Here is an 18,830-nt window from a genome sequence, read left to right as displayed (position 1 = left end):
GCGGGTCACACGCCGACTGCGGCGAGTTCGGCCTCGACAGCCGCCTCGAGGCGCTCGCGAATCTCGGCGACGGCGATCTTGTTGATGATCTCGTGGAAGAACCCGCGCACGACGAGTCGCCGTGCCGCGTCCTCGGGGATTCCGCGGGCGCGCAGGTAGAACAACTGCTCGTCGTCGAATCGACCCGTGGCACTGGCATGGCCGGCACCCACGATCTCACCGGTCTCGATCTCCAGGTTCGGAACCGAGTCCGCCCGTGCACCGTCCGTGAGGACGAGGTTGCGGTTCAGCTCGAACGTGTCGGTGCCTTCGGCCGCGGCGCGAATCAGCACGTCGCCGATCCACACGGTGTGGGCGTCGGGCTTTCCCGAATTCGGATCACCCTGCAGGGCGCCCTTGTAGACCACGTTGGACTTGCAGTGCGGCTGCGAGTGATCCACCAGCAGTCGCTGCTCGAAGTGCTGTCCGGCGTCGGCGAAGTACAGGCCCAGCAGTTCGGCGTCACCGCCGGGACCGTCGTACTTGACGGTCGCGGACAGGCGGACGAGGTCGCCGCCGAGGCTGACCGCGTTGTGCCGCAGCACCGCATCGCGGCCCAGCCGCGCGTGATGCGACGCCACGTGCACGGTGTCGTCCGCCCAGTCCTGGACGGCGACCACGGTGAGGTGCGCGCTGTCGCCGAGAACGAATTCGACGTTCTCGGCGAATGTGCCGCTGCCGCGCTGGTCGATGACGACGGTCGCCTTGGCGAAGGCTTCGAGCCGGATCTGCAGGTGCCCGAAGGCGACCTTGTCCTCGCCCGGGCCGGTGACCGTGATGTTGATCGTCTCGGCGACCTCGACCTCACGGCCGACGGTCACGACGGTGGCCGTCTCGAAACCCGAGTAGGCCTGTGCGGCCACTCGGTCGGCGGGCACGCCGGCCTTGCCCAGCCGGTCGTCGTCACGCCCGACGGTCTCGACCTGGACGGAGTCCGGACCGGCGACGTCGACGGTGACCGTGCCGTTCGCGACGGCCGTTCCGTCGTGCAGTCCACGGAGTCGGCGCAGCGGGGTAAACCGCCAGACCTCGTCGCGACCACCCGGGATCTCGAACGCGTTGACGTCGAACGAGGTGAAGACCTCACCCTTGTTCTTGATCGGCGAACCGGTGGCGGTCCGCGCTATCCGCGGATTCTCGCCTGCGACGGCTCCCGTGACTCCGAGATTCTGGACACCAGTTTCTGGCGTGGTCACTAACCCACCGCCCCTTCCATCTGCAGTTCGATCAGGCGGTTCAGTTCCAGGGCGTACTCCATCGGGAGTTCCTTGGCGATCGGCTCGACGAAGCCGCGCACGACCGTGGCCATGGCCTCGTCTTCGGTGAGCCCGCGGCTCATCAGGTAGAACAGCTGGTCGTCGCTCACCTTCGAGACGGTGGCCTCGTGGCCCATGGTCACGTCGTCCTCGCGGATGTCGACGTACGGGTAGGTGTCCGAGCGGCTGATCTGATCGACCAGCAGCGCGTCGCACTTGACCGTCGACTTGGAACCGTGGGCACCCTTGTTGACCTGGACGAGTCCGCGGTACGACGCGCGTCCACCGCCACGGGCCACCGACTTGCTGATGATGGTCGACGACGTGTGCGGCGCGAGGTGCAGCATCTTGGCACCGGTGTCCTGGTGCTGTCCCTCACCGGCGAATGCCACGGAGAGGACCTCGCCGCGAGCGTGCTCGCCCATCATCCAGACGGCCGGGTACTTCATGGTGACCTTGGACCCGATGTTGCCGTCGATCCACTCCATGGATCCGCCGGCTTCGACCTTGGTGCGCTTGGTGACCAGGTTGTAGACGTTGTTCGACCAGTTCTGGATCGTCGTGTAGCGGCAGTGGCCGCCCTTCTTCACGATGATCTCGACGACCGCGGAGTGCAGGGAGTCCGACTTGTAGATCGGCGCCGTGCAGCCCTCGACGTAGTGCACCGAGGCGCCCTCGTCGACGATGATCAAAGTCCGCTCGAACTGGCCCATGTTCTCCGTGTTGATGCGGAAGTAGGCCTGCAGCGGGATGTCGACGTGCACGCCCGGCGGGACGTAGATGAAGGAGCCACCCGACCACACCGCGGTGTTCAGCGCGGAGAACTTGTTGTCCCCGGCCGGGATGACCGTGCCGAAGTACTCCCGGAACAGCTCGGGATGCTGCTTCAGGCCGGTGTCGGTGTCGAGGAAGATGACGCCCTGCGCCTCGAGGTCCTCACGGATCGAGTGGTACACCACCTCGGACTCGTACTGAGCCGCGACACCGGCGACGAGGCGCTGCTTCTCGGCCTCGGGGATGCCCAGCTTGTCGTACGTGTTCTTGATGTCCTCGGGCAGGTCTTCCCAGCTCTCGGCCTGCTTCTCGCTCGAGCGCACGAAGTACTTGATGTTGTCGAAGTCGATGCCCTCGAGGTTCGAACCCCAGTTCGGCATCGGCTTCTTGTCGAAGGTCTTCAGCGCGCGCAGCCGGATGTCGAGCATCCAGTCCGGCTCGCTCTTCTTCGCCGAGATGTCGCGCACGACGTCTTCGGACAGACCGCGCTGTGCACTGGCACCGGCCTCGTCGGAATCGGACCAGCCGTACCCGTAATGCCCGAGTGACGCGATGGTCTCTTCCTGCGTGAGCGGCTCGGCGTTGGCCGACGCAGTGGATGTCACCTGGTCTGATGTGACGGTCATGCGAGCTCCTTCCGGAGTCTTGTTACGAGACCGGCGAGGGCTGGTCGCCGGTGGAAAACAGGTTGCTGACTAAGGGGTCTATCGGGAAAGCGTTGTTATTCGGGACCGGACGGCGGGACGAGTGGAACGTGAGTGGTGCATGCGCAGTCACCGTTCGCGATGGTCGCGAGCCGCTGGACGTGGGTGCCGAGAAGTTGGGCAAACGCTTCCTGCTCGGCTTCGCACAGTTCCGGGAACTCCTCGGCCACGTGCGAGACCGGGCAGTGGTGCTGGCAGATCTGGACGCCGTTGCCGACCGGGCGCGTCGATGCCGCGAATCCTGCGGTGGTGAACGCGTCGGCGATGGCGTCGGCGGTGGTTTCGAGGCCCTCGGCGCTGTGATCGGCTGCCGGGGTCACGTTTCCGACGATCGCCTGGACTCGGCGACGAGCGAAATCGGTGATCGCGGCGTCTCCCCCGACCTCCCGCAGTTGACGCATCGCCGCGCCGGCGAGGTCGTCGTACGCGTGGCCGAGCCGGCCGCGGCCCTTGGCGGTGATCTGGAAGTATTTGGCGGGTCGTCCCCGTCCGCGGTGACGCACGGCGACGGAGGACGCCTCGCGCGCCTCGCCGGAGTCCAGGAGCGCGTCGAGGTGACGACGGACACCGGCGGCACTCAGACCGAGGCGGGTTCCGATTTCCGACGCGGTGATCGGCCCCTCCTCGAGGAGGAGCTTCACGACGGCAGCTCGGGTGTGGCCTTCGTGGCCGACGGCGACGGGTGACGCGGTTTCGACAGGCGCCGCCGAGGAAGGCGCGTGAACTGCGCTTTCCTTCGTTGCACGTGGTGTCGTTTCCGTTTTCACAACACCAGTGTGACGGAATTCGGATCGCAGGTCTACTAAGGGTGCCCTGCCTTACACCTGTGATTATGTGCGGCTCGGGCCCGGGAATACTGGCCGAACCGGCTGTGTTCGGCGCACCGCTACGCTGCCTGTGTGCCGCAGACCCCCGAGAACCCGGAGCCGACCCGCGCGGAGCCGACCTTCACGGCTCGCGCCGCCCTTCGACATCCGGCCGAGCTCGCCCGGCGGGCGCTGGGCATCGACGGCCGCTCCCCGCGACCCTCGGTGGCGGCCGCGCTGCACGGCGACGAGCCGGAAACCGCGGGCCTGAACGAGCAGGAGACCGCGCAGCTCCGCGGGATCCGCCGGTTCGGTGCGACCGGAGCCGTCCTGATGGCGGTGGGTGCGCTGGGCGCAGGCGCCCAGCCGGTACTGCAGAACCCTGTCCAGGGTCTTCGCGTCATCGGTCTGCCCGCCCGGATCCCCAGTGTGGCGTTGACGCTGACCATGACCGGCACCGTCATGATCGTGCTCGCGTGGCTCCTCCTCGGACGGTTCGCGATCGGCAGTCTGCAGTCGGGGGCGGTGCGTCGCCTCAACCGCTCCCAGCTCGACCGCACCCTGCTGCTGTGGATCATCCCGCTGTCGGTCGCGCCGCCGATGTTCAGCAAGGACGTGTACTCATACCTCGCGCAGAGCGAGATCGCGGCCCGCGGGCTCGATCCCTACGCCATCGGTCCCGCGGGTGCGCTCGGCGTCGATCACGTCCTGACCCGGACCGTGCCGACGATCTGGCGCGACACGCCGGCACCGTACGGTCCGCTGTTCCTCTGGATGGGGCGCGGAATCAGCTGGCTGACCGGCGAGAACATCGTCGCGGGGATCTTCCTGCACCGGCTGCTGGCCCTCGCCGGTGTGGCCATGATCGTGTGGGCGCTCCCCCGGCTGGCGCGACGCTGCGGCGTCGCCGAGGTCAGCGCCCTCTGGCTGGGCGCCGCCAACCCCCTGCTGCTGTTCCACCTGGTCGCGGGGATTCACAACGAGGCGCTCATGCTCGGCCTCATGCTGGCCGGGATCGAGCTGGCGCTGCGGGCCGTCGAACGGTCGGAGCCGATCCGCGGGCAGTCCCTGCTCCTGTTGCTGTCGGGGGCGGCGCTCATCGCCCTGTCGTCGACGATCAAGATCCCCTCCCTCCTCGCACTGGGGTTCGTCGGAATGGCGCTGGCCCGGAGGTGGGGCGGAACCCCGAAGGCCGTGCTCACGGCGGCCGCCCTGCTCGGCGGGGTGGCCCTGGCGGTCACCCTCGTCATCAGTACGTCCAGCGGACTCGGCATCGGCTGGGTACACACCCTCGGCACCGCGAACGCGGTCCGCAGCTGGATGTCCATCCCCACGCTCCTCGGACTGGGCACCGGACTGGCCGGGGTTCTCCTGGGCCTCGGCGACCACACGACGGCGGTGCTGAGCCTGACCCGGCCGATCGCGGCCGTCGCTGCGGCGTTCATCACACTGCGGATGCTCGTCGCCACGCTCGTCGGCCGCATCCACGCGGTCGGCGCGCTGGGGCTGTCCCTCGGCGCGGTCGTCCTCCTCTTCCCCGTGGTGCAGCCCTGGTATCTGCTGTGGGCGGTCCTGCCGCTCGCGGCGTGGGCCACAGCACCCGCCTTCCGCGTCCCCGCCATCGTCTTCTCGTCCATCGTCAGCGTCATCCTGATGCCGAACGGCGGCGAGTACCAGCCCTTCGTCATCGTGCAGGCCGCCATCGCCACCATCTTCACGGCCGGAACGCTGATCGTGATCACCCGCAACCAGCTGCCCTGGCGGGTCGGTTCGGAGCAGCAGCCGACCGTGCCGGACCTCCAGGATCCGCCCCGGGACGACGCCGACGCGGAAAGCCGGGGCACCGGCCGGGTCACACCAGGCCAAGGCTTACGCTGATTCCCCGTGACCTCGCGAACGCCCGGATCGGCGCAACCTGCTGTACGCCTGGAAGGCGTGGTGAAGACCTTCGACGGTGTGAGGGCCGTCGACGGACTCGATCTCACCGTCGAACCGGCACAGGTGGTCGCGTTGCTCGGCCCCAACGGTGCGGGTAAGACCACCACCGTCGAAATGTGCGAGGGCTTCGTCCGCCCGGACAGCGGCACCGTCCGCGTCCTCGGACTCGACCCCGTCGCGGATGCCGGCGCCGTCCGGGCCCGGATCGGCGTGATGCTGCAGGGCGGCGGCGCCTACCCCGGTTCCCGCGCCGGTGAGATGCTCGACCTCGTCGCGGCCTATTCGGCCGACCCCCTCGACCCCGACTGGTTGCTGCGCAGCCTCGGACTCGAGGATTCCCGTCGCACCCCCTACCGCAGGCTGTCGGGCGGGCAACAGCAGCGCCTGTCCCTGGCCTGCGCGCTGGTCGGCCGGCCGGAACTGGTCTTCCTCGACGAACCCACCGCCGGACTCGACGCCCAGGCCCGCCTGCTGGTGTGGGAACTGATCGACGCCCTGCGCCGCGACGGCGTCAGTGTGCTGCTGACGACGCACCTGATGGACGAGGCCGAGGAACTCGCGGACCGACTCGTCATCATCGACCACGGGTCGATCGTCGCCGCGGGTACGCCAGCGGAGGTCACCAGCCGCGGCGCCGAAGGCCAGTTGCGGCTCAGCGCGCCCGCCGGTCTGGACACCGCACCCCTCGCGAGAGCCCTCCCCGACGGTTTCCGGGTGGCCGAATCCGGACCGGGCACCTATCTCGTCGAAGGGCCGATCGATCCGAAGGTGGTGGCGTCGGTCGCGTCGTGGTGCGCCGATCTGGACGCCCTGATCAGCGACATCCGCGTCGACCAGCGCAGCCTCGAGGACGTGTTCCTCGAACTCACCGGCCGGGAACTGAGGGGATGACGATGAGCACCAGTGACCGTCTGACGGAGAATCGGTTCGCCCCGGGCACGTTCGCACCCGATCCCCGCCCGAGCGGCGCGGCGGTCATGTTGCGGGCGCAGACCGCGCTCGAACTCAAACTGCTCCTGCGCAACGGCGAACAGCTGCTGTTGACCATGTTCATCCCGATCACGCTGCTGATCGGCCTGTGCCTGCTGCCCATCGGCGATCTCGGAACGTCGCGAGTCGACAAGGTTGTGCCCGCCGTCATGATGGTGGCGGTGATGTCCACCGCGTTCACCGGCCAGGCCATCGCGGTCGGTTTCGACCGCCGGTACGGGGCCCTCAAGCGGCTCGGCGCCACTCCCCTGCCGACGTGGGGAATCATCGCCGGAAAGAGCGCCGCGGTGGTCATCGTCGTCGCCCTGCAATCGGTGCTCCTCGGTTCCATCGGACTGGCGCTCGGCTGGCGTCCGAGTGCGTGGGGACTCGTCCTCGGCGCCGTGATCATCGCCCTGGGTACCGTGACGTTCGCGGCGATGGGACTGCTGCTCGGCGGCACCCTCCGCGCCGACATCGTCCTCGCGCTGGCCAACATCCTGTGGTTCGTCATGGTCGGCGTCGGCAGCGTGGTGTTCGCCACCGGCGACCTGCCCTGGCTCCTGCACACCGGGGCCCGGCTGATTCCGTCCGGTGCGCTCGCGCACGCGCTCGACGCCGCACTGTCGGGATCGGTGGACCTGCTCAGCGTCGTGGTCCTCGTCGTCTGGGGTGCGGCCGCGGGAGCCCTGGCGTCCCGGACGTTCCGATTCACGTGAGCCGTCGACCCGCAGCCCGCCGCGCCCACACCGTCGGCACCGTTCTGGCAGTCCTGCTCGCCGTCCTCGGCTGCGGCACCCTGCCCGCGGGCGCCGCACCGCAGTGGGGACCACCCGCCGCGCCGAACCCGTTCCTCGGACCCGCAGGCACGTCCACGATGCACGGCGACGCCGGGTCCACCGACGTCACTCCGCTGCCCGGTCCCGGCACCGGCCCGCTCACCCTGTCCGCGTACCCGTTGGTGTCGGCGTGCCCGACCCTCCTGCAGGGTACCGACCGGCTCGTCGTCGCCTTGTGCACGTCCGTGGCCGGCCAGGTCCCGACGGTGCACCTGATCGACCCCGCCGCCCCCGCGGCCCCGTTCGGCGCCTCGCTCGCCACGTTCGCACTGGCGAAGGGCAGCCTCCTCGGCGGCGTGTACGCGTTCCTCGACAACGACAACAGACTGGTCGCGGTGGACGGCAACCGTCAGCTACTGCGCCTCGGGCATTCGCGGGACCCCGACGGCCGCTGGCGGATCACCGTCGACTCGCGCGTCGACCTGTCCGCCAGTGTTCCGCCGGGCGACAACGTGACGGGGCTGACGCCGGACTGGCAGGGCAACGTCTGGTTCGCGACGGGCGGCGGCGTCGTCGGGGCCGTGGATCGCGCCGGCATCGCGCACAGCCTGCCGCTGGCCGCGGGCGAACAGGTCCAGAACAGCATCTCCACCTCGCCCTCCGGCACCGCGGTCGCGACGACGCACGCCCTGTACCAGTTCACGCTCCGCGACGGCGCGGTGCGTGTGGACTGGCGGCGGGACTACGACCGCGGTCCGGACCGCAAGCCGGGGCAACTCAGCCGCGGCACCGGCTCCACCCCCACCTACTTCGGGCCGTCGACCGGCAGCGATTTCGTCGCGATCGTCGACAACGCCGACCCGCAGGTGAGTCTTCGGGTCTTCCGCGCCGATTCCGGTGACGAGATCTGCACCCTCCCCGTGCTCGGCAACCCGGGCGGCAGCGAGAACTCGCCGATCGGCATCGCCAATTCGGTGTACGTCGCCGGGACGTACGGCTACCCGTATCCCGCCGTCCCGGACGGCGCGGGACCGGCGGTTCCGACGAACGCCCCCTTTACCGGCGGCATGACCCGTGTCGACATCGACCCGATCGGCTGCCACCAGGTGTGGAGCAACGACGTTCGCAGCGCGGCGGTGCCCCACCTCTCGACCGGTGACGGGCTACTGTACACCGTGATCCGTCAAGGATTCGACGTCACGACACCCCTCGACGGCTTCTCGTTCGCGGTGATCGATCCGGCGGACGGCTCGGTCGAGCACACCAGCCCACTCCCCGGCACCGCGGTCAACGACACCCTCCAGATGTCCGGACTCGTCACCGCCACCGGCGACTTCTGGCAAGGTACGGTGACCGGCGTCCTGCGGATTCGCGGCGACTAGCACGGAGTCGAGCGTGCCGCCACCAGCCCAACGACACGCTGTAGTTGACGGCCCTCTACCATCGACGTCGTGCTGTATCGCGGGTTTCTGAGCCTGGTAGACCGTCTCCCCCTTCCGTCGCTGACCGTGCAGCGTGTCATCGCATTCGCGGTGATCCTCACGCAGGGCGGAATCGCCGTCACCGGAGCCGTCGTGCGGGTGACCGCGTCCGGCCTCGGCTGCCCCACCTGGCCGCAGTGCTTCCCCGGCAGCTTCGTGCCGGTCGGGCACGGCGAGGTCGCCGTCATCCACCAGGCCGTCGAATTCGGCAACCGGTTGCTCACGTTCGTCGTCGTCGTGGCCGCGGCCCTGATCGTCCTCGCGGTCACCCGCGCCCGCCGCCGTAAAGAGGTCCTCGTCTACGCGTGGATGATGCCCCTCGGCACCGTCGTGCAGGCCGTCATCGGCGGTGTCACGGTGCTCACCGGACTGCTGTGGTGGACGGTCGCGGTACACCTGCTCGCGTCCATGGCGATGGTGTGGCTGGCGACCGTGATGTACGCGAAGATCTGCGAACCCGACGACGCACCGGCAATCGACGTGATCCCCGCCCCGCTGCGGTGGCTCACCGCGCTGTCGGGTGTCGCGCTGGCGGGGGTGCTCGCCGCCGGAACGCTGGTCACGGGCGCCGGACCGCACGCGGGAGACAAGAGTCTCGACCGCGTGGTTCCCCGCCTCGAGGTGGAGATCGTCACGCTCGTGCACCTGCACGCCCAGCTGCTCGTGGGCTACCTGGCGTTGCTGGTCGGCCTGTGCTTCGGCCTCTACGCCGTAGGCGCCACCCGCGCGGTGAAGATCCGCGTGCAGGTTCTGCTCGCGCTGGTGGTGGCGCAGGCCCTGATCGGACTCGTCCAGTTCTTCACGGACGTTCCCGCGGCCCTGGTGGCATTCCACGTCGCGGGGGCCGGGCTGTGCACCGCGGCCACCGCGGCGGTGTGGGCTGCGGGACGCACCCGCGAGTACGTCACGCAGCCGGACACCGCGAGCGTCTAGCGCTCGTTGCGCGCCTTCGGGAAACGTGTCTGCCGCGCGACCCAGCCGGCCATCTTCTGGAAGTGACCCTTGCGGGGCGTGACGATGCTGGTGATCGCGCGGTCCCATTCCGAGACGGTGACGTCGTCGAAGGATGCGACGACGGCGTTTGCGGTGGCGAGATCCTCGACCACCTGGTCACCGAGGATGCCGTCGGCTCCGACCAGCGTGATGCGGACGCCGGCGAGTCCGATCGGCTGGATGACGGCACTGGCGGAACCGCCGTGCTCGGCCACGAACTTCTTGATCGCGTCGACCGTGTGGGACGGCAGCGAGGGCGCCGGGCTCGCGGGCGCCTGATCCGCGTGGGTGTCGGTACTCATGACCCCGAGAATACTGGGCGGTAGTGGCGTCGTGTCCGCCAGGCTCGGAACGACGGCACTCGCCGTGTAGAACTGAATCCATGCGCGCTATACAGGTTTCCCGTCTCGGTGGTCCCGACGTCCTCGAACCGGCGGAGGTTCCCGAACCCCGGATCGGAGCGACGGATCTTCTGGTTCGCACCGAGGCGATCGGCATCAACTTCATCGACACCTACTTCCGGACGGGGCTGTATCCGCGGCCGCTGCCCTACATCCCCGGAGACGAGGGCTCCGGAGTCGTGGAGGCCGTCGGCGGCGACGTGACCGATATCGCTCCCGGCGACCGGGTGGCCTGGTGCTCCGCCCCCGGCAGTTACGCCGAGAAGGTGGTCGTCCCCGCGGCGGCCGCGATCGCCGTCCCCGACTCCGTGCCCGCCCCGCAGGCCGCTTCCGCTCTGCTGCAGGGAATGACGGCCCACTACCTGGCCCACTCGACCTACCCGATCCAGTCCGGCGACACCGTCCTCGTCCACGCCGGAGCGGGCGGAGTCGGCCTGCTGCTGACCCAGATGGCGACCACGCTGGGCGCGCGGGTGATCACCACCGTGTCCTCCGACGCCAAGGAACAATTGTCCCGCGACGCCGGCGCACACGAGGTGCTGCGATACGACGACGACATCGCCGCCCGGGTGCGAGAACTGACCGACGGCGAGGGCGTCGCAGCCGCCTACGACGGTGTCGGCGCGTCCACGTTCGAGGCCAGTCTCGCGTCGGTGCGGATCCGGGGGACGGTCGCGCTGTTCGGCGCGGCGAGCGGCCCGGTGCCGCCGTTCGATCCGCAACGGCTGAACCCGGCCGGTTCGCTGTTCCTCACCCGGCCCACACTCGCGCACCACATCCGCAACCGTGAGGAATTGACGTGGCGGGCGGGCGACGTGTTCTCCGCCCTGGCCGACGGTTCGCTGACGGTCCGGGTTGGCGCGGAGTACCCACTCGAGCGGGCCGAGGACGCGCACCGCGACCTGGAGGCGCGTGCCACGACGGGATCGATCGTGCTGGTGCCCTGACGCGGAGCGTCGACTCCGGCCCTGACGCGGAGCGTCGACTCCGGCCCTGACGCGGAGGATCAGCTCAGCAGGCTGCCGACGGTCTGCAGTCCCAGCACGGAGTCGACGGCGAGACCGACGAAGACGATGGCCAGATAGTTGTTGGACTGCAGGAACAGGCGGAGCGGTTTCACGGCCGCTCCGCCGCGGACGCTGCGGTACAGCTGATGGGCCATCAGCAGGAACCAGGCACCGGCGACGAGCGTCACGACGGCGTACACGACACCCGCGGCGGGGACGAGCACGAGGGACGTGATCACCATCGCCCAGCTGTACAGCAGGATCTGCTTGGTGACGTGCTCCTCGGTGGCGATCACCGGCAGCATCGGGACACCGGCCGCCTTGTAGTCCTCCTTGTAGCGCATGGCGAGGGCCCACGTGTGCGGCGGCGTCCAGAAGAAGATGACCAGGAACAGCACGATGGGCTGCCAGCTCAGCGACCCGGTGACCGCCGACCAGCCGACCATGACGGGCATGCAGCCCGCGGCGCCGCCCCAGACCACGTTCTGCCAGGTCCGGCGCTTGAGCACCATCGTGTACACGAGCACGTAGAACGCGATGGTCAGGACGACCAGGCAGCCGGCGAGCAAATTCGCCCGCCACCACAGCCACAGGAACGATGCGACACCAAGAGTCATCCCGAACACGAACGCGTGCGACGTCGGCACCGCGTCGCGGGCCAGCGGCCTGCGAGCGGTGCGCTTCATGACCTTGTCGATGTCGGCGTCGACGACGCAGTTGAGCGAGTTCGCGCTCGCCGCACCCATCCATCCGCCGAACAGCGTGCTGAGGATCAGCGCGATGTCGACGTTGCCGCGATCCGCCAGCAGCATTGCCGGGATGGTGGCGACCAGCAGCAGCTCGATCACCCGCGGCTTGGTCAATGCGATGTAGGCCAGGACCTTGCCCGTGACGCGACCCAGCACCGTACCGGTGTCGGTCGCGCGGGGGGCGGGGCTGGGGCTGCCGAAGCCGTGTCCGCTCGGCTGATGCCCTGTCCGCACGTTCTCTCCTCGCACCACGCGTAATTCCACATCCGAATGCCGGCGCCTGCTCCCGAAGTCCTTCGCGACGGCCGGCCGTCTACTACAAACGATGGTAGACCGCCGTAATGCGCGAACCGAATCGACCCGGATACGACCGCACACTAGGCTGGAGTCGCACAAGAGGCCCACGCATCCTCAGGCTCCACGTTCACCCATGTCAGGAGACTTCTGCCCGTGTCGATCACAGACGACATCCACGTCCTCACGCAACCGGTTCACCCCGCCGACTGGACCGAACTGGACACCAAGGCCGTCGACACCATCCGGGTGCTCGCCGCGGACGCGGTGCAGAAGGTCGGTAACGGCCACCCCGGCACGGCCATGAGCCTGGCCCCCCTCGCCTACACCCTCTTCCAGCGCGTCATGCGCCACGACCCCACCGACGCCGACTGGATCGGCCGCGACCGGTTCGTGCTGTCCTGCGGACACTCCAGCCTCACCCTCTACATCCAGCTGTACCTCGCCGGCTACGGTCTCGAACTCGACGACCTGCAGGCGCTGCGCACCTGGGGCTCGAAGACCCCCGGCCACCCCGAACACGGCCACACCCGCGGTGTCGAGATCACCACCGGGCCCCTCGGTCAGGGCCTCGCCTCCGCCGTGGGCATGGCCATGGCCGCCCGCCGCGAACGCGGCCTCTTCGACCCCGAGCCCGCCCTCGGCGACAGCCCGTTCGACCACCACATCTACGTCATCGCCTCCGACGGCGACATCGAGGAAGGCGTCACCTCCGAGGCCTCCTCCATCGCCGGCGTCCAGCAGCTCGGCAACCTCACCCTGATCTACGACGACAACAAGATCTCCATCGAGGACGACACCGCCATCGCGCTGTCCGAGGACACCGCCGCCCGCTACGAGGCATACGGCTGGCACGTGCAGATCGTCGAGGGCGGCGAGAACGTCGTCGCCATCGAAGAGGCCCTGAACAAGGCCCGCGAGGTCACCGACAAGCCGTCGCTGATCCTGCTCCGCACCATCATCGGCTACCCCGCACCGACCAAGATGAACACCGGCGCGGCGCACGGCGCCGCCCTCGGTGCCGACGAGGTCGCGGCCGTGAAGAAGGCGCTCGGCTTCGATCCGGACAAGACGTTCGAGGTCGCCGACGAGGTCATCGCCCACACCCGCAAGGTCGTCGAGCGCGGCGCCCAGGCACACAAGCACTGGCAGGCCCGGTACGACGAGTGGACGCAGCGCGCCCCCGAGGGCAAGAAGCTCCTCGACCGTCTGATCGGCCGCGACCTTCCCGCCGGCTGGGCCGACGTGCTCCCCACCTGGGAGCCCGATCCCAAGGGCATCGCCACCCGCAAGGCGTCCGCCGCCGTCCTGAACGCCGTCGGACCGGTGCTCCCCGAACTGTGGGGCGGCTCCGCCGACCTCGCCGAGAGCAACAACACCACCATCACGGGCGCCGACTCCTTCGGCCCCGAAACCATCTCCACCCGGATGTGGACCGCCCAGCCCTACGGCCGCACCCTGCACTTCGGGGTCCGCGAACACGCCATGGGCTCGATCCTCAACGGCATCGCGCTGCACGGACCGACCCGCCCCTACGGCGGCACCTTCCTCGTCTTCAGCGACTACATGCGTCCCGCCGTGCGGCTCGCCGCGATCATGAAGACCCCGGTCACCTACGTGTGGACGCACGACTCCATCGGACTCGGCGAGGACGGGCCCACCCACCAGCCGATCGAGCACCTCGCCGCGCTGCGCGCGATCCCCGGCCTGTACGTCGTGCGACCCGGCGACGCCAACGAGACCGCCCACGCCTGGCGCGCCGTCCTCGAGAAGGGCGCCGACGACGCCACCCGCGCTCCCGCCGGCCTCGCCCTGACCCGCCAGGACCTACCCGTCCTCGAGGGCACCAGCTACGAGGGCGTCTCCCGCGGCGGCTACATCCTCGCCGACGCCTCCACCGGCGCACCGGAGGTCGTGCTCATCGGCACCGGATCCGAGCTGCAGCTCGCCGTCGCCGCCCGCGAAACCCTCGAGGCCGACGGCATCCCCACCCGGGTCGTGTCCATGCCCTGCGTCGAATGGTTCGACGCCCAGGACCAGGCCTACCGCGACGGCGTCCTCCCCCCGACGGTCAAGGCGCGGGTCTCCGTCGAAGCCGGCATCGCCATGCCCTGGCACCGCTTCGTCGGCGACGCAGGCGAAATCGTCTCCATCGAGCACTTCGGCGCCTCCGCCGACTACAAGACCCTGTTCCGCGAGTTCGGCTTCACCGCCGAAGCCGTCACCGCCGCCGCACAGCGCTCACTCGCACGCGTGAAGGGATAGAACGCCATGACTCAGAACCCCAACCTCCAGAAGCTCTCCGAAGCAGGCGTGTCGGTGTGGCTCGACGACCTCTCCCGTGACCGCATCGAGTCCGGCAACCTCGCCCAGCTCATCGCGACCAAGTCCGTCGTCGGTGTCACCACCAACCCGTCGATCTTTCAGGCCGCACTCAGCAAGGGCCACGTCTACGACGCACAGGTCCGGGAGCTCGCCGAGCGCGGTGCCGACGTCGAGGCCACCATCCGCACGGTGACCACCGACGACGTGCGCGCCGCGTGCGACGTCCTCGCCCCGCAGTTCGAGGTGAGCCACGGCGTCGACGGCCGGGTGTCCATCGAGGTCGACCCGCGCCTCGCGCACGACGCCGACAAGACCGTCGCGCAGGCCGTCGAACTGTGGAAGATCGTCGACCGCCCGAACCTGTTCATCAAGATCCCGGCCACCGAGGCCGGTATCCCGGCCATCGCCAAGGTGCTCGGTGAGGGCATCAGCGTCAACGTCACGCTGATCTTCTCCGTGGAACGCTACGAACTCGTCATGGGCGCCTACCTGGACGGCCTCGAGGCCGCGAAGGCAGCCGGTCACGACCTGTCCCGCATCCACTCGGTGGCCTCGTTCTTCGTCTCCCGCGTCGACACGGAGATCGACAAGCGGCTCGACAAGATCGGCACCCCCGAGGCGCTCGGGCTGCGCGGCAAGGCGGCGCTCGCCAACGCCCGCCTCGCCTACGCGGCGTACCAGCAGGTCTTCGAGGTGCAGCCGCGGTTCCAGGGTCTGCTGTCCGACGGTGCCCGCCCGCAGCGCGCGCTCTGGGCGTCGACGGGAGTCAAGAACCCCGACTACCCCGACACCCTGTACGTCACCGAACTGGTCGCACCCAACACGGTGAACACGATGCCCGAGAAGACCCTCGACGCCGTCGCCGATCACGGCGACATCCACGGCGACACGGTGTCCGGCACCGCGGTTGCGTCGCAGGAGGTGTTCGACCAGCTCACCGCCGTCGGCATCGACCTGCCCGACGTGTTCAAGGTCCTCGAGGACGAGGGCGTCGACAAGTTCGAGGTGTCCTGGAACGAGCTCCTGGAGGCCACCGCGGAGCAGCTGCGCGCAGCAGGGCAGAAGAGCTGATACGTGAGCGAGCCCGCAGCGTCAGACGAATGGGTCAATCCACTCCGCGACAGTAGGGACAAGCGCCTACCACGCATCGCCGGGCCGTGTGCGCTGGTGATCTTCGGTGTCACCGGCGACCTGGCCCGACGCAAGTTGATGCCCGCCATCTACGATCTGGCCAATCGTGGTCTTCTGCCGCCCGGGTTCGCTCTCGTCGGGTTCGCCCGCAGGGATTGGTCGGACGAGGACTTCGGCAAGATCGTCCACGATGCCGTGCGCGACCATTCCCGCACACCGTTCCGGGAGGATGTCTGGGAGCGACTGTCGGAGGGCCTGCGTTTCGTCAAGGGCAGCTTCGACGACCCGGCGGCCTTCCAGGAACTCGCCAACGCTCTCGGGACGCTCGATCGTGAACGCGGGACCGGCGGAAATCACGGGTTCTATCTCGCGATTCCGCCGGACGCGTTCCCGGTGGTCCTGAAGCAGCTGTCCGAGGCCGGTCTCGCGCAGTCGAACGACCAACAGTGGCGTCGGGTGGTCATCGAGAAGCCGTTCGGTCACGACCTCGGGAGCGCACGTGAGCTCAACGCGGTCGTGAACGAGGTCTTCCCGGAGGACACCGTCTTCCGGATCGACCACTACCTCGGCAAGGAGACGGTTCAGAACATCCTGGCGTTGCGCTTCGCCAACCAGTTGTTCGATCCGATCTGGAACGCCCACTACGTGGATCACGTCCAGATCACCATGGCCGAGGACATCGGTCTCGGTGGGCGTGCCGGGTATTACGACGGGATCGGGGCGGCGCGCGACGTCATCCAGAACCACCTGCTCCAACTCCTCGCGTTCACCGCGATGGAGGAGCCGATCAGCTTCGAACCGTCCGAGTTGCAGGCGGAGAAGATCAAGGTGCTCTCCGCCACCAGGCTCGCCCAGCCACTCGAGGAGACCACCGCGCGCGGCCAGTACGCGGGCGGCTGGCAGGGCGGCACCCGGGTGGTCGGCCTGCTGGAGGAGGAAGGGTTCTCGAAGGACTCCACCACGGAGACGTTCGCGGCCATCACCCTCGAGGTCGACACCCGCCGCTGGGCGGGGGTGCCATTCTACCTTCGCACCGGAAAGAGACTCGGCCGTCGGGTCACCGAGATCGCCGTGATCTTCAAGCGCGCACCGCACCTGCCGTTCGATCAGACGATGACCGAGGAACTGGGGCAGAACGCCCTCGTCATCCGGGTGCAGCCGGACGAGGGTGTGACCATGCGGTTCGGGTCCAAGGTCCCGGGATCGAGCATGGAAGTCCGCGACGTCAACATGGACTTCAGCTACGGTCAGGCGTTCACGGAGTCGTCGCCCGAGGCGTATGAGCGCCTCATCCTCGACGTGCTCCTCGGTGAGCCCTCGCTGTTCCCCGTCAACGCCGAAGTGGAACTGTCCTGGGAGATCCTCGACCCCGTGCTCGCGCACTGGGCTGCGGACGGCAGGCCGGAACCGTACGAGGCCGGCACGTGGGGCCCGCCGTCGGCAGACGAAATGATGCACCGCACCGGTCGCGAATGGAGAAGGCCGTAGATGATCACCGACATTCCCGCGACCACCACCGGGCAGGTCAACAAGAAGCTGGTGGAGCTGCGCAAGACCGGCGGCGCGGTGACCCTGGGACGAGTGCTCACACTGGTGGTATGCACCCGGGACAGTGAGTACTCGGAGGACATCATCGACGCCGCCAACGAGGCGAGCCGGGAGCATCCGTGCCGCGTCATCGTCGTCGCCTGGGGGTCCCGTGACGCGGAACCCCGCCTGGACGCGCAGATCCGCGTGGGCGGCGACGCCGGCGCGTCGGAGGTCGTCGTGCTCCGCCTGTTCGGCGAACTCGCCGACCACGAGAGCAGCGTGGTCGTGCCGTTCCTCCTTCCCGACACTCCCGTCGTCGTGTGGTGGCCGGAGACCGCCCCGGAGGTCCCCGCCGAGGATCCGGTGGGCAAGCTGGCGATCCGGCGGATCACCGACGCGACCGATCGCGCGGATCCGGCGGCGGAAATCAAGAGCCGCCTCACGTCGTACTCGTCCGGTGACTCGGATCTGGCCTGGAGTCGCATCACCTACTGGCGTGCGCTGCTGACCTCGGCCGTCGACCAGCCGCCGCATTCGCCGATCACGTCGGCGGTGGTGTCCGGTCTGGTGGACGAGCCGGCCGTCGACATGATCGCGGGGTGGTTGGCGAGCCGCGTCGACGTCCCCGTCACGCGGCGGGTCGGCCCGTTGTTCGTGGAGATCAACTTCGCCGACGGTGGTGCGTTGACCATCAGCCGCCCCCAGACCGGCACCACGGCGACGCTGTCGCGCACCGGCAAGCCTGATGCGCGGGTCGCGCTCCGCAGGCGGGAAACGAGCGAATGCCTGGCCGAAGAACTACGCAGACTCGACCCCGACGAGGTCTACGAGACCGCACTCGCCGGGCTGACGAAGGTGACGTATGAGTGACATCCACATAGAAGTCCACCCCGACACCGACACGCTGGTGACGAAGGCCGCGGAGCTGTTCGTCGACACCGTCGTCGCCGCCCAGAAAGACCGCGGCACGGCGGCGGTGGTCCTCACCGGCGGCGGCACCGGGATCGGCCTGCTCGAGAAGGTCCGGCAGAACCCGGGCGACATCGACTGGCGTGCGATCGACATCTTCTGGGGTGACGAGCGGTTCCTGCCGGCCGGCGACCCGGAACGCAACGACGTGCAGGCGCGGGCCGCGCTGCTCGACCACGTCGACGTCGACCCCGACCGGGTGCACACCATGCCCGTCGCGGACGGCATCTACGAGAACGACCCGGAGGCGGCTGCCGTCGCGTACGCGCAGGTGCTCGGGGCGCATGCCGGCGGCAAGCAGGTTCCGGTGTTCGACGTCCACCTGCTCGGCATGGGTGGTGAGGGACACGTCAATTCGCTGTTCCCCGACACCGACGCGGTCCGCGAGGAGCACCGGTTCGTCGTCGCGGTGACGGACTCCCCCAAGCCGCCGCCGGTGCGGGTCACGCTGACCCTGCCCGCCGTCCGGCACGCCGACGAGGTGTGGCTCGTCGTGTCGGGTGACGCGAAGGCCGAGGCCGTGGCCGCCGCGATCGCGGGCGCTCCCCCCGTCGAGATCCCGGCGTCCGGGGCGCGCGGACTGTCGGCCACCCGGTGGCTGCTCGACACGTCGGCCGCGTCCCGGCTGCCGAACTGACGCTCTCATCCGACGGGGTCCTCGTCGTCCGCCGGTAACCCGGCGGGC

The 18,830-nt window shown here is 69.0% G+C and carries 16 protein-coding genes; 11 read left to right on the top strand and 5 right to left on the bottom strand.

Going from position 1 to position 18,830, the window contains the following annotated elements:
* Positions 1-5 precede the first annotated feature (5 nt).
* The 3 genes from sufD to FND50_RS18075 all read right to left on the bottom strand — a co-directional run bounded on the left by sufD (position 6) and on the right by FND50_RS18075 (position 3,540).
* Positions 6-1,235, bottom strand: a complete 1,230-nt coding sequence (gene sufD, locus FND50_RS18085; RefSeq protein WP_144286574.1) for a Fe-S cluster assembly protein SufD — start codon at positions 1,233-1,235, stop codon at positions 6-8.
* The gene (gene sufB, locus FND50_RS18080) at positions 1,235-2,695 is read right to left on the bottom strand and encodes a Fe-S cluster assembly protein SufB (RefSeq protein WP_005565756.1); all 1,461 of its coding nucleotides are present in this window, start codon (positions 2,693-2,695) and stop codon (positions 1,235-1,237) included. The genes sufD and sufB overlap by 1 nt, the downstream gene beginning before the upstream one ends.
* 95 nt (positions 2,696-2,790) lie before the next feature.
* Positions 2,791-3,540, bottom strand: coding sequence for a helix-turn-helix transcriptional regulator (locus tag FND50_RS18075; protein WP_397492069.1), 750 nt, complete (start codon positions 3,538-3,540; stop codon positions 2,791-2,793).
* 132 nt (positions 3,541-3,672) lie between these two features.
* On the opposite strand from FND50_RS18075, the gene mptB reads away from it, so the two are divergent.
* The 5 genes from mptB (at position 3,673) to FND50_RS18050 (ending at position 9,679) form a co-directional block, all read left to right on the top strand.
* Complete coding sequence (mptB, locus tag FND50_RS18070; protein WP_144286572.1) at positions 3,673-5,457, top strand: polyprenol phosphomannose-dependent alpha 1,6 mannosyltransferase MptB; 1,785 nt, start codon at positions 3,673-3,675, stop codon at positions 5,455-5,457.
* A gap of 6 nt (positions 5,458-5,463) precedes the next feature.
* Positions 5,464-6,408, top strand: coding sequence for an ABC transporter ATP-binding protein (locus tag FND50_RS18065; RefSeq protein ID WP_144286571.1), 945 nt, complete (start codon positions 5,464-5,466; stop codon positions 6,406-6,408).
* Positions 6,405-7,205: an ABC transporter permease gene (locus FND50_RS18060; RefSeq protein WP_007300659.1), complete on the top strand. Its 801-nt coding sequence runs from the start codon at positions 6,405-6,407 to the stop codon at positions 7,203-7,205. The genes FND50_RS18065 and FND50_RS18060 overlap by 4 nt, the downstream gene beginning before the upstream one ends.
* A complete protein-coding gene (locus FND50_RS18055; RefSeq protein WP_144286570.1) occupies positions 7,202-8,647 on the top strand; it encodes a hypothetical protein in 1,446 nt (481 codons plus the stop codon). The genes FND50_RS18060 and FND50_RS18055 overlap by 4 nt, the downstream gene beginning before the upstream one ends.
* Before the next feature lie 69 nt (positions 8,648-8,716).
* Complete coding sequence (locus tag FND50_RS18050) at positions 8,717-9,679, top strand: heme A synthase (protein WP_005241799.1); 963 nt, start codon at positions 8,717-8,719, stop codon at positions 9,677-9,679.
* On the opposite strand, the gene FND50_RS18045 is transcribed toward FND50_RS18050, so the two are convergent.
* Positions 9,676-10,041: a hypothetical protein gene (locus FND50_RS18045; RefSeq protein WP_025432536.1), complete on the bottom strand. Its 366-nt coding sequence runs from the start codon at positions 10,039-10,041 to the stop codon at positions 9,676-9,678. The genes FND50_RS18050 and FND50_RS18045 overlap by 4 nt on opposite strands.
* Positions 10,042-10,121: 80 nt before the next feature.
* Between FND50_RS18045 and FND50_RS18040 the strand changes: the two genes are divergently transcribed.
* Entirely contained in the window at positions 10,122-11,087 is a 966-nt protein-coding gene (locus FND50_RS18040; RefSeq protein ID WP_144286569.1) for a quinone oxidoreductase, read from the top strand.
* A 59-nt stretch (positions 11,088-11,146) separates the two neighbouring features.
* Here the strand turns inward: FND50_RS18040 and FND50_RS18035 are convergent, their stop codons facing one another.
* Positions 11,147-12,130 carry a heme o synthase gene (locus FND50_RS18035; RefSeq protein WP_005255013.1) on the bottom strand — a complete coding sequence of 328 codons (984 nt, stop codon included), beginning with the start codon at positions 12,128-12,130 and terminating at the stop codon, positions 11,147-11,149.
* Between the two features lie 216 nt (positions 12,131-12,346).
* Between FND50_RS18035 and tkt the strand changes: the two genes are divergently transcribed.
* Genes tkt through pgl form a run of 5 tightly spaced genes read left to right on the top strand, consistent with a single transcriptional unit; the run spans position 12,347 to position 18,782 of the window.
* Positions 12,347-14,455 (top strand): transketolase, encoded by a 2,109-nt coding sequence (gene tkt / locus FND50_RS18030; RefSeq protein ID WP_144286568.1) that lies wholly within the window; start codon positions 12,347-12,349, stop codon positions 14,453-14,455.
* A gap of 6 nt (positions 14,456-14,461) precedes the next feature.
* Complete coding sequence (gene tal / locus FND50_RS18025; RefSeq protein ID WP_144286567.1) at positions 14,462-15,586, top strand: transaldolase; 1,125 nt, start codon at positions 14,462-14,464, stop codon at positions 15,584-15,586.
* A 3-nt stretch (positions 15,587-15,589) separates the two neighbouring features.
* A complete protein-coding gene (gene zwf, locus FND50_RS18020; protein ID WP_144286566.1) occupies positions 15,590-17,134 on the top strand; it encodes a glucose-6-phosphate dehydrogenase in 1,545 nt (514 codons plus the stop codon).
* On the top strand, positions 17,135-18,046 hold the full coding sequence (opcA, locus tag FND50_RS18015; RefSeq protein ID WP_016880333.1) for a glucose-6-phosphate dehydrogenase assembly protein OpcA: 912 nt from the start codon (positions 17,135-17,137) through the stop codon (positions 18,044-18,046).
* Positions 18,039-18,782, top strand: coding sequence for a 6-phosphogluconolactonase (pgl, locus tag FND50_RS18010; protein ID WP_144286565.1), 744 nt, complete (start codon positions 18,039-18,041; stop codon positions 18,780-18,782). The genes opcA and pgl overlap by 8 nt, the downstream gene beginning before the upstream one ends.
* Positions 18,783-18,830: the final 48 nt, after the last annotated feature.

It is taken from the genome of Rhodococcus sp. WB9 (assembly GCF_007558985.1).
GTDB lineage: Bacteria > Actinomycetota > Actinomycetes > Mycobacteriales > Mycobacteriaceae > Rhodococcus_F > Rhodococcus_F opacus.
This window is presented reverse-complemented; position numbering and strand designations above follow the sequence as displayed.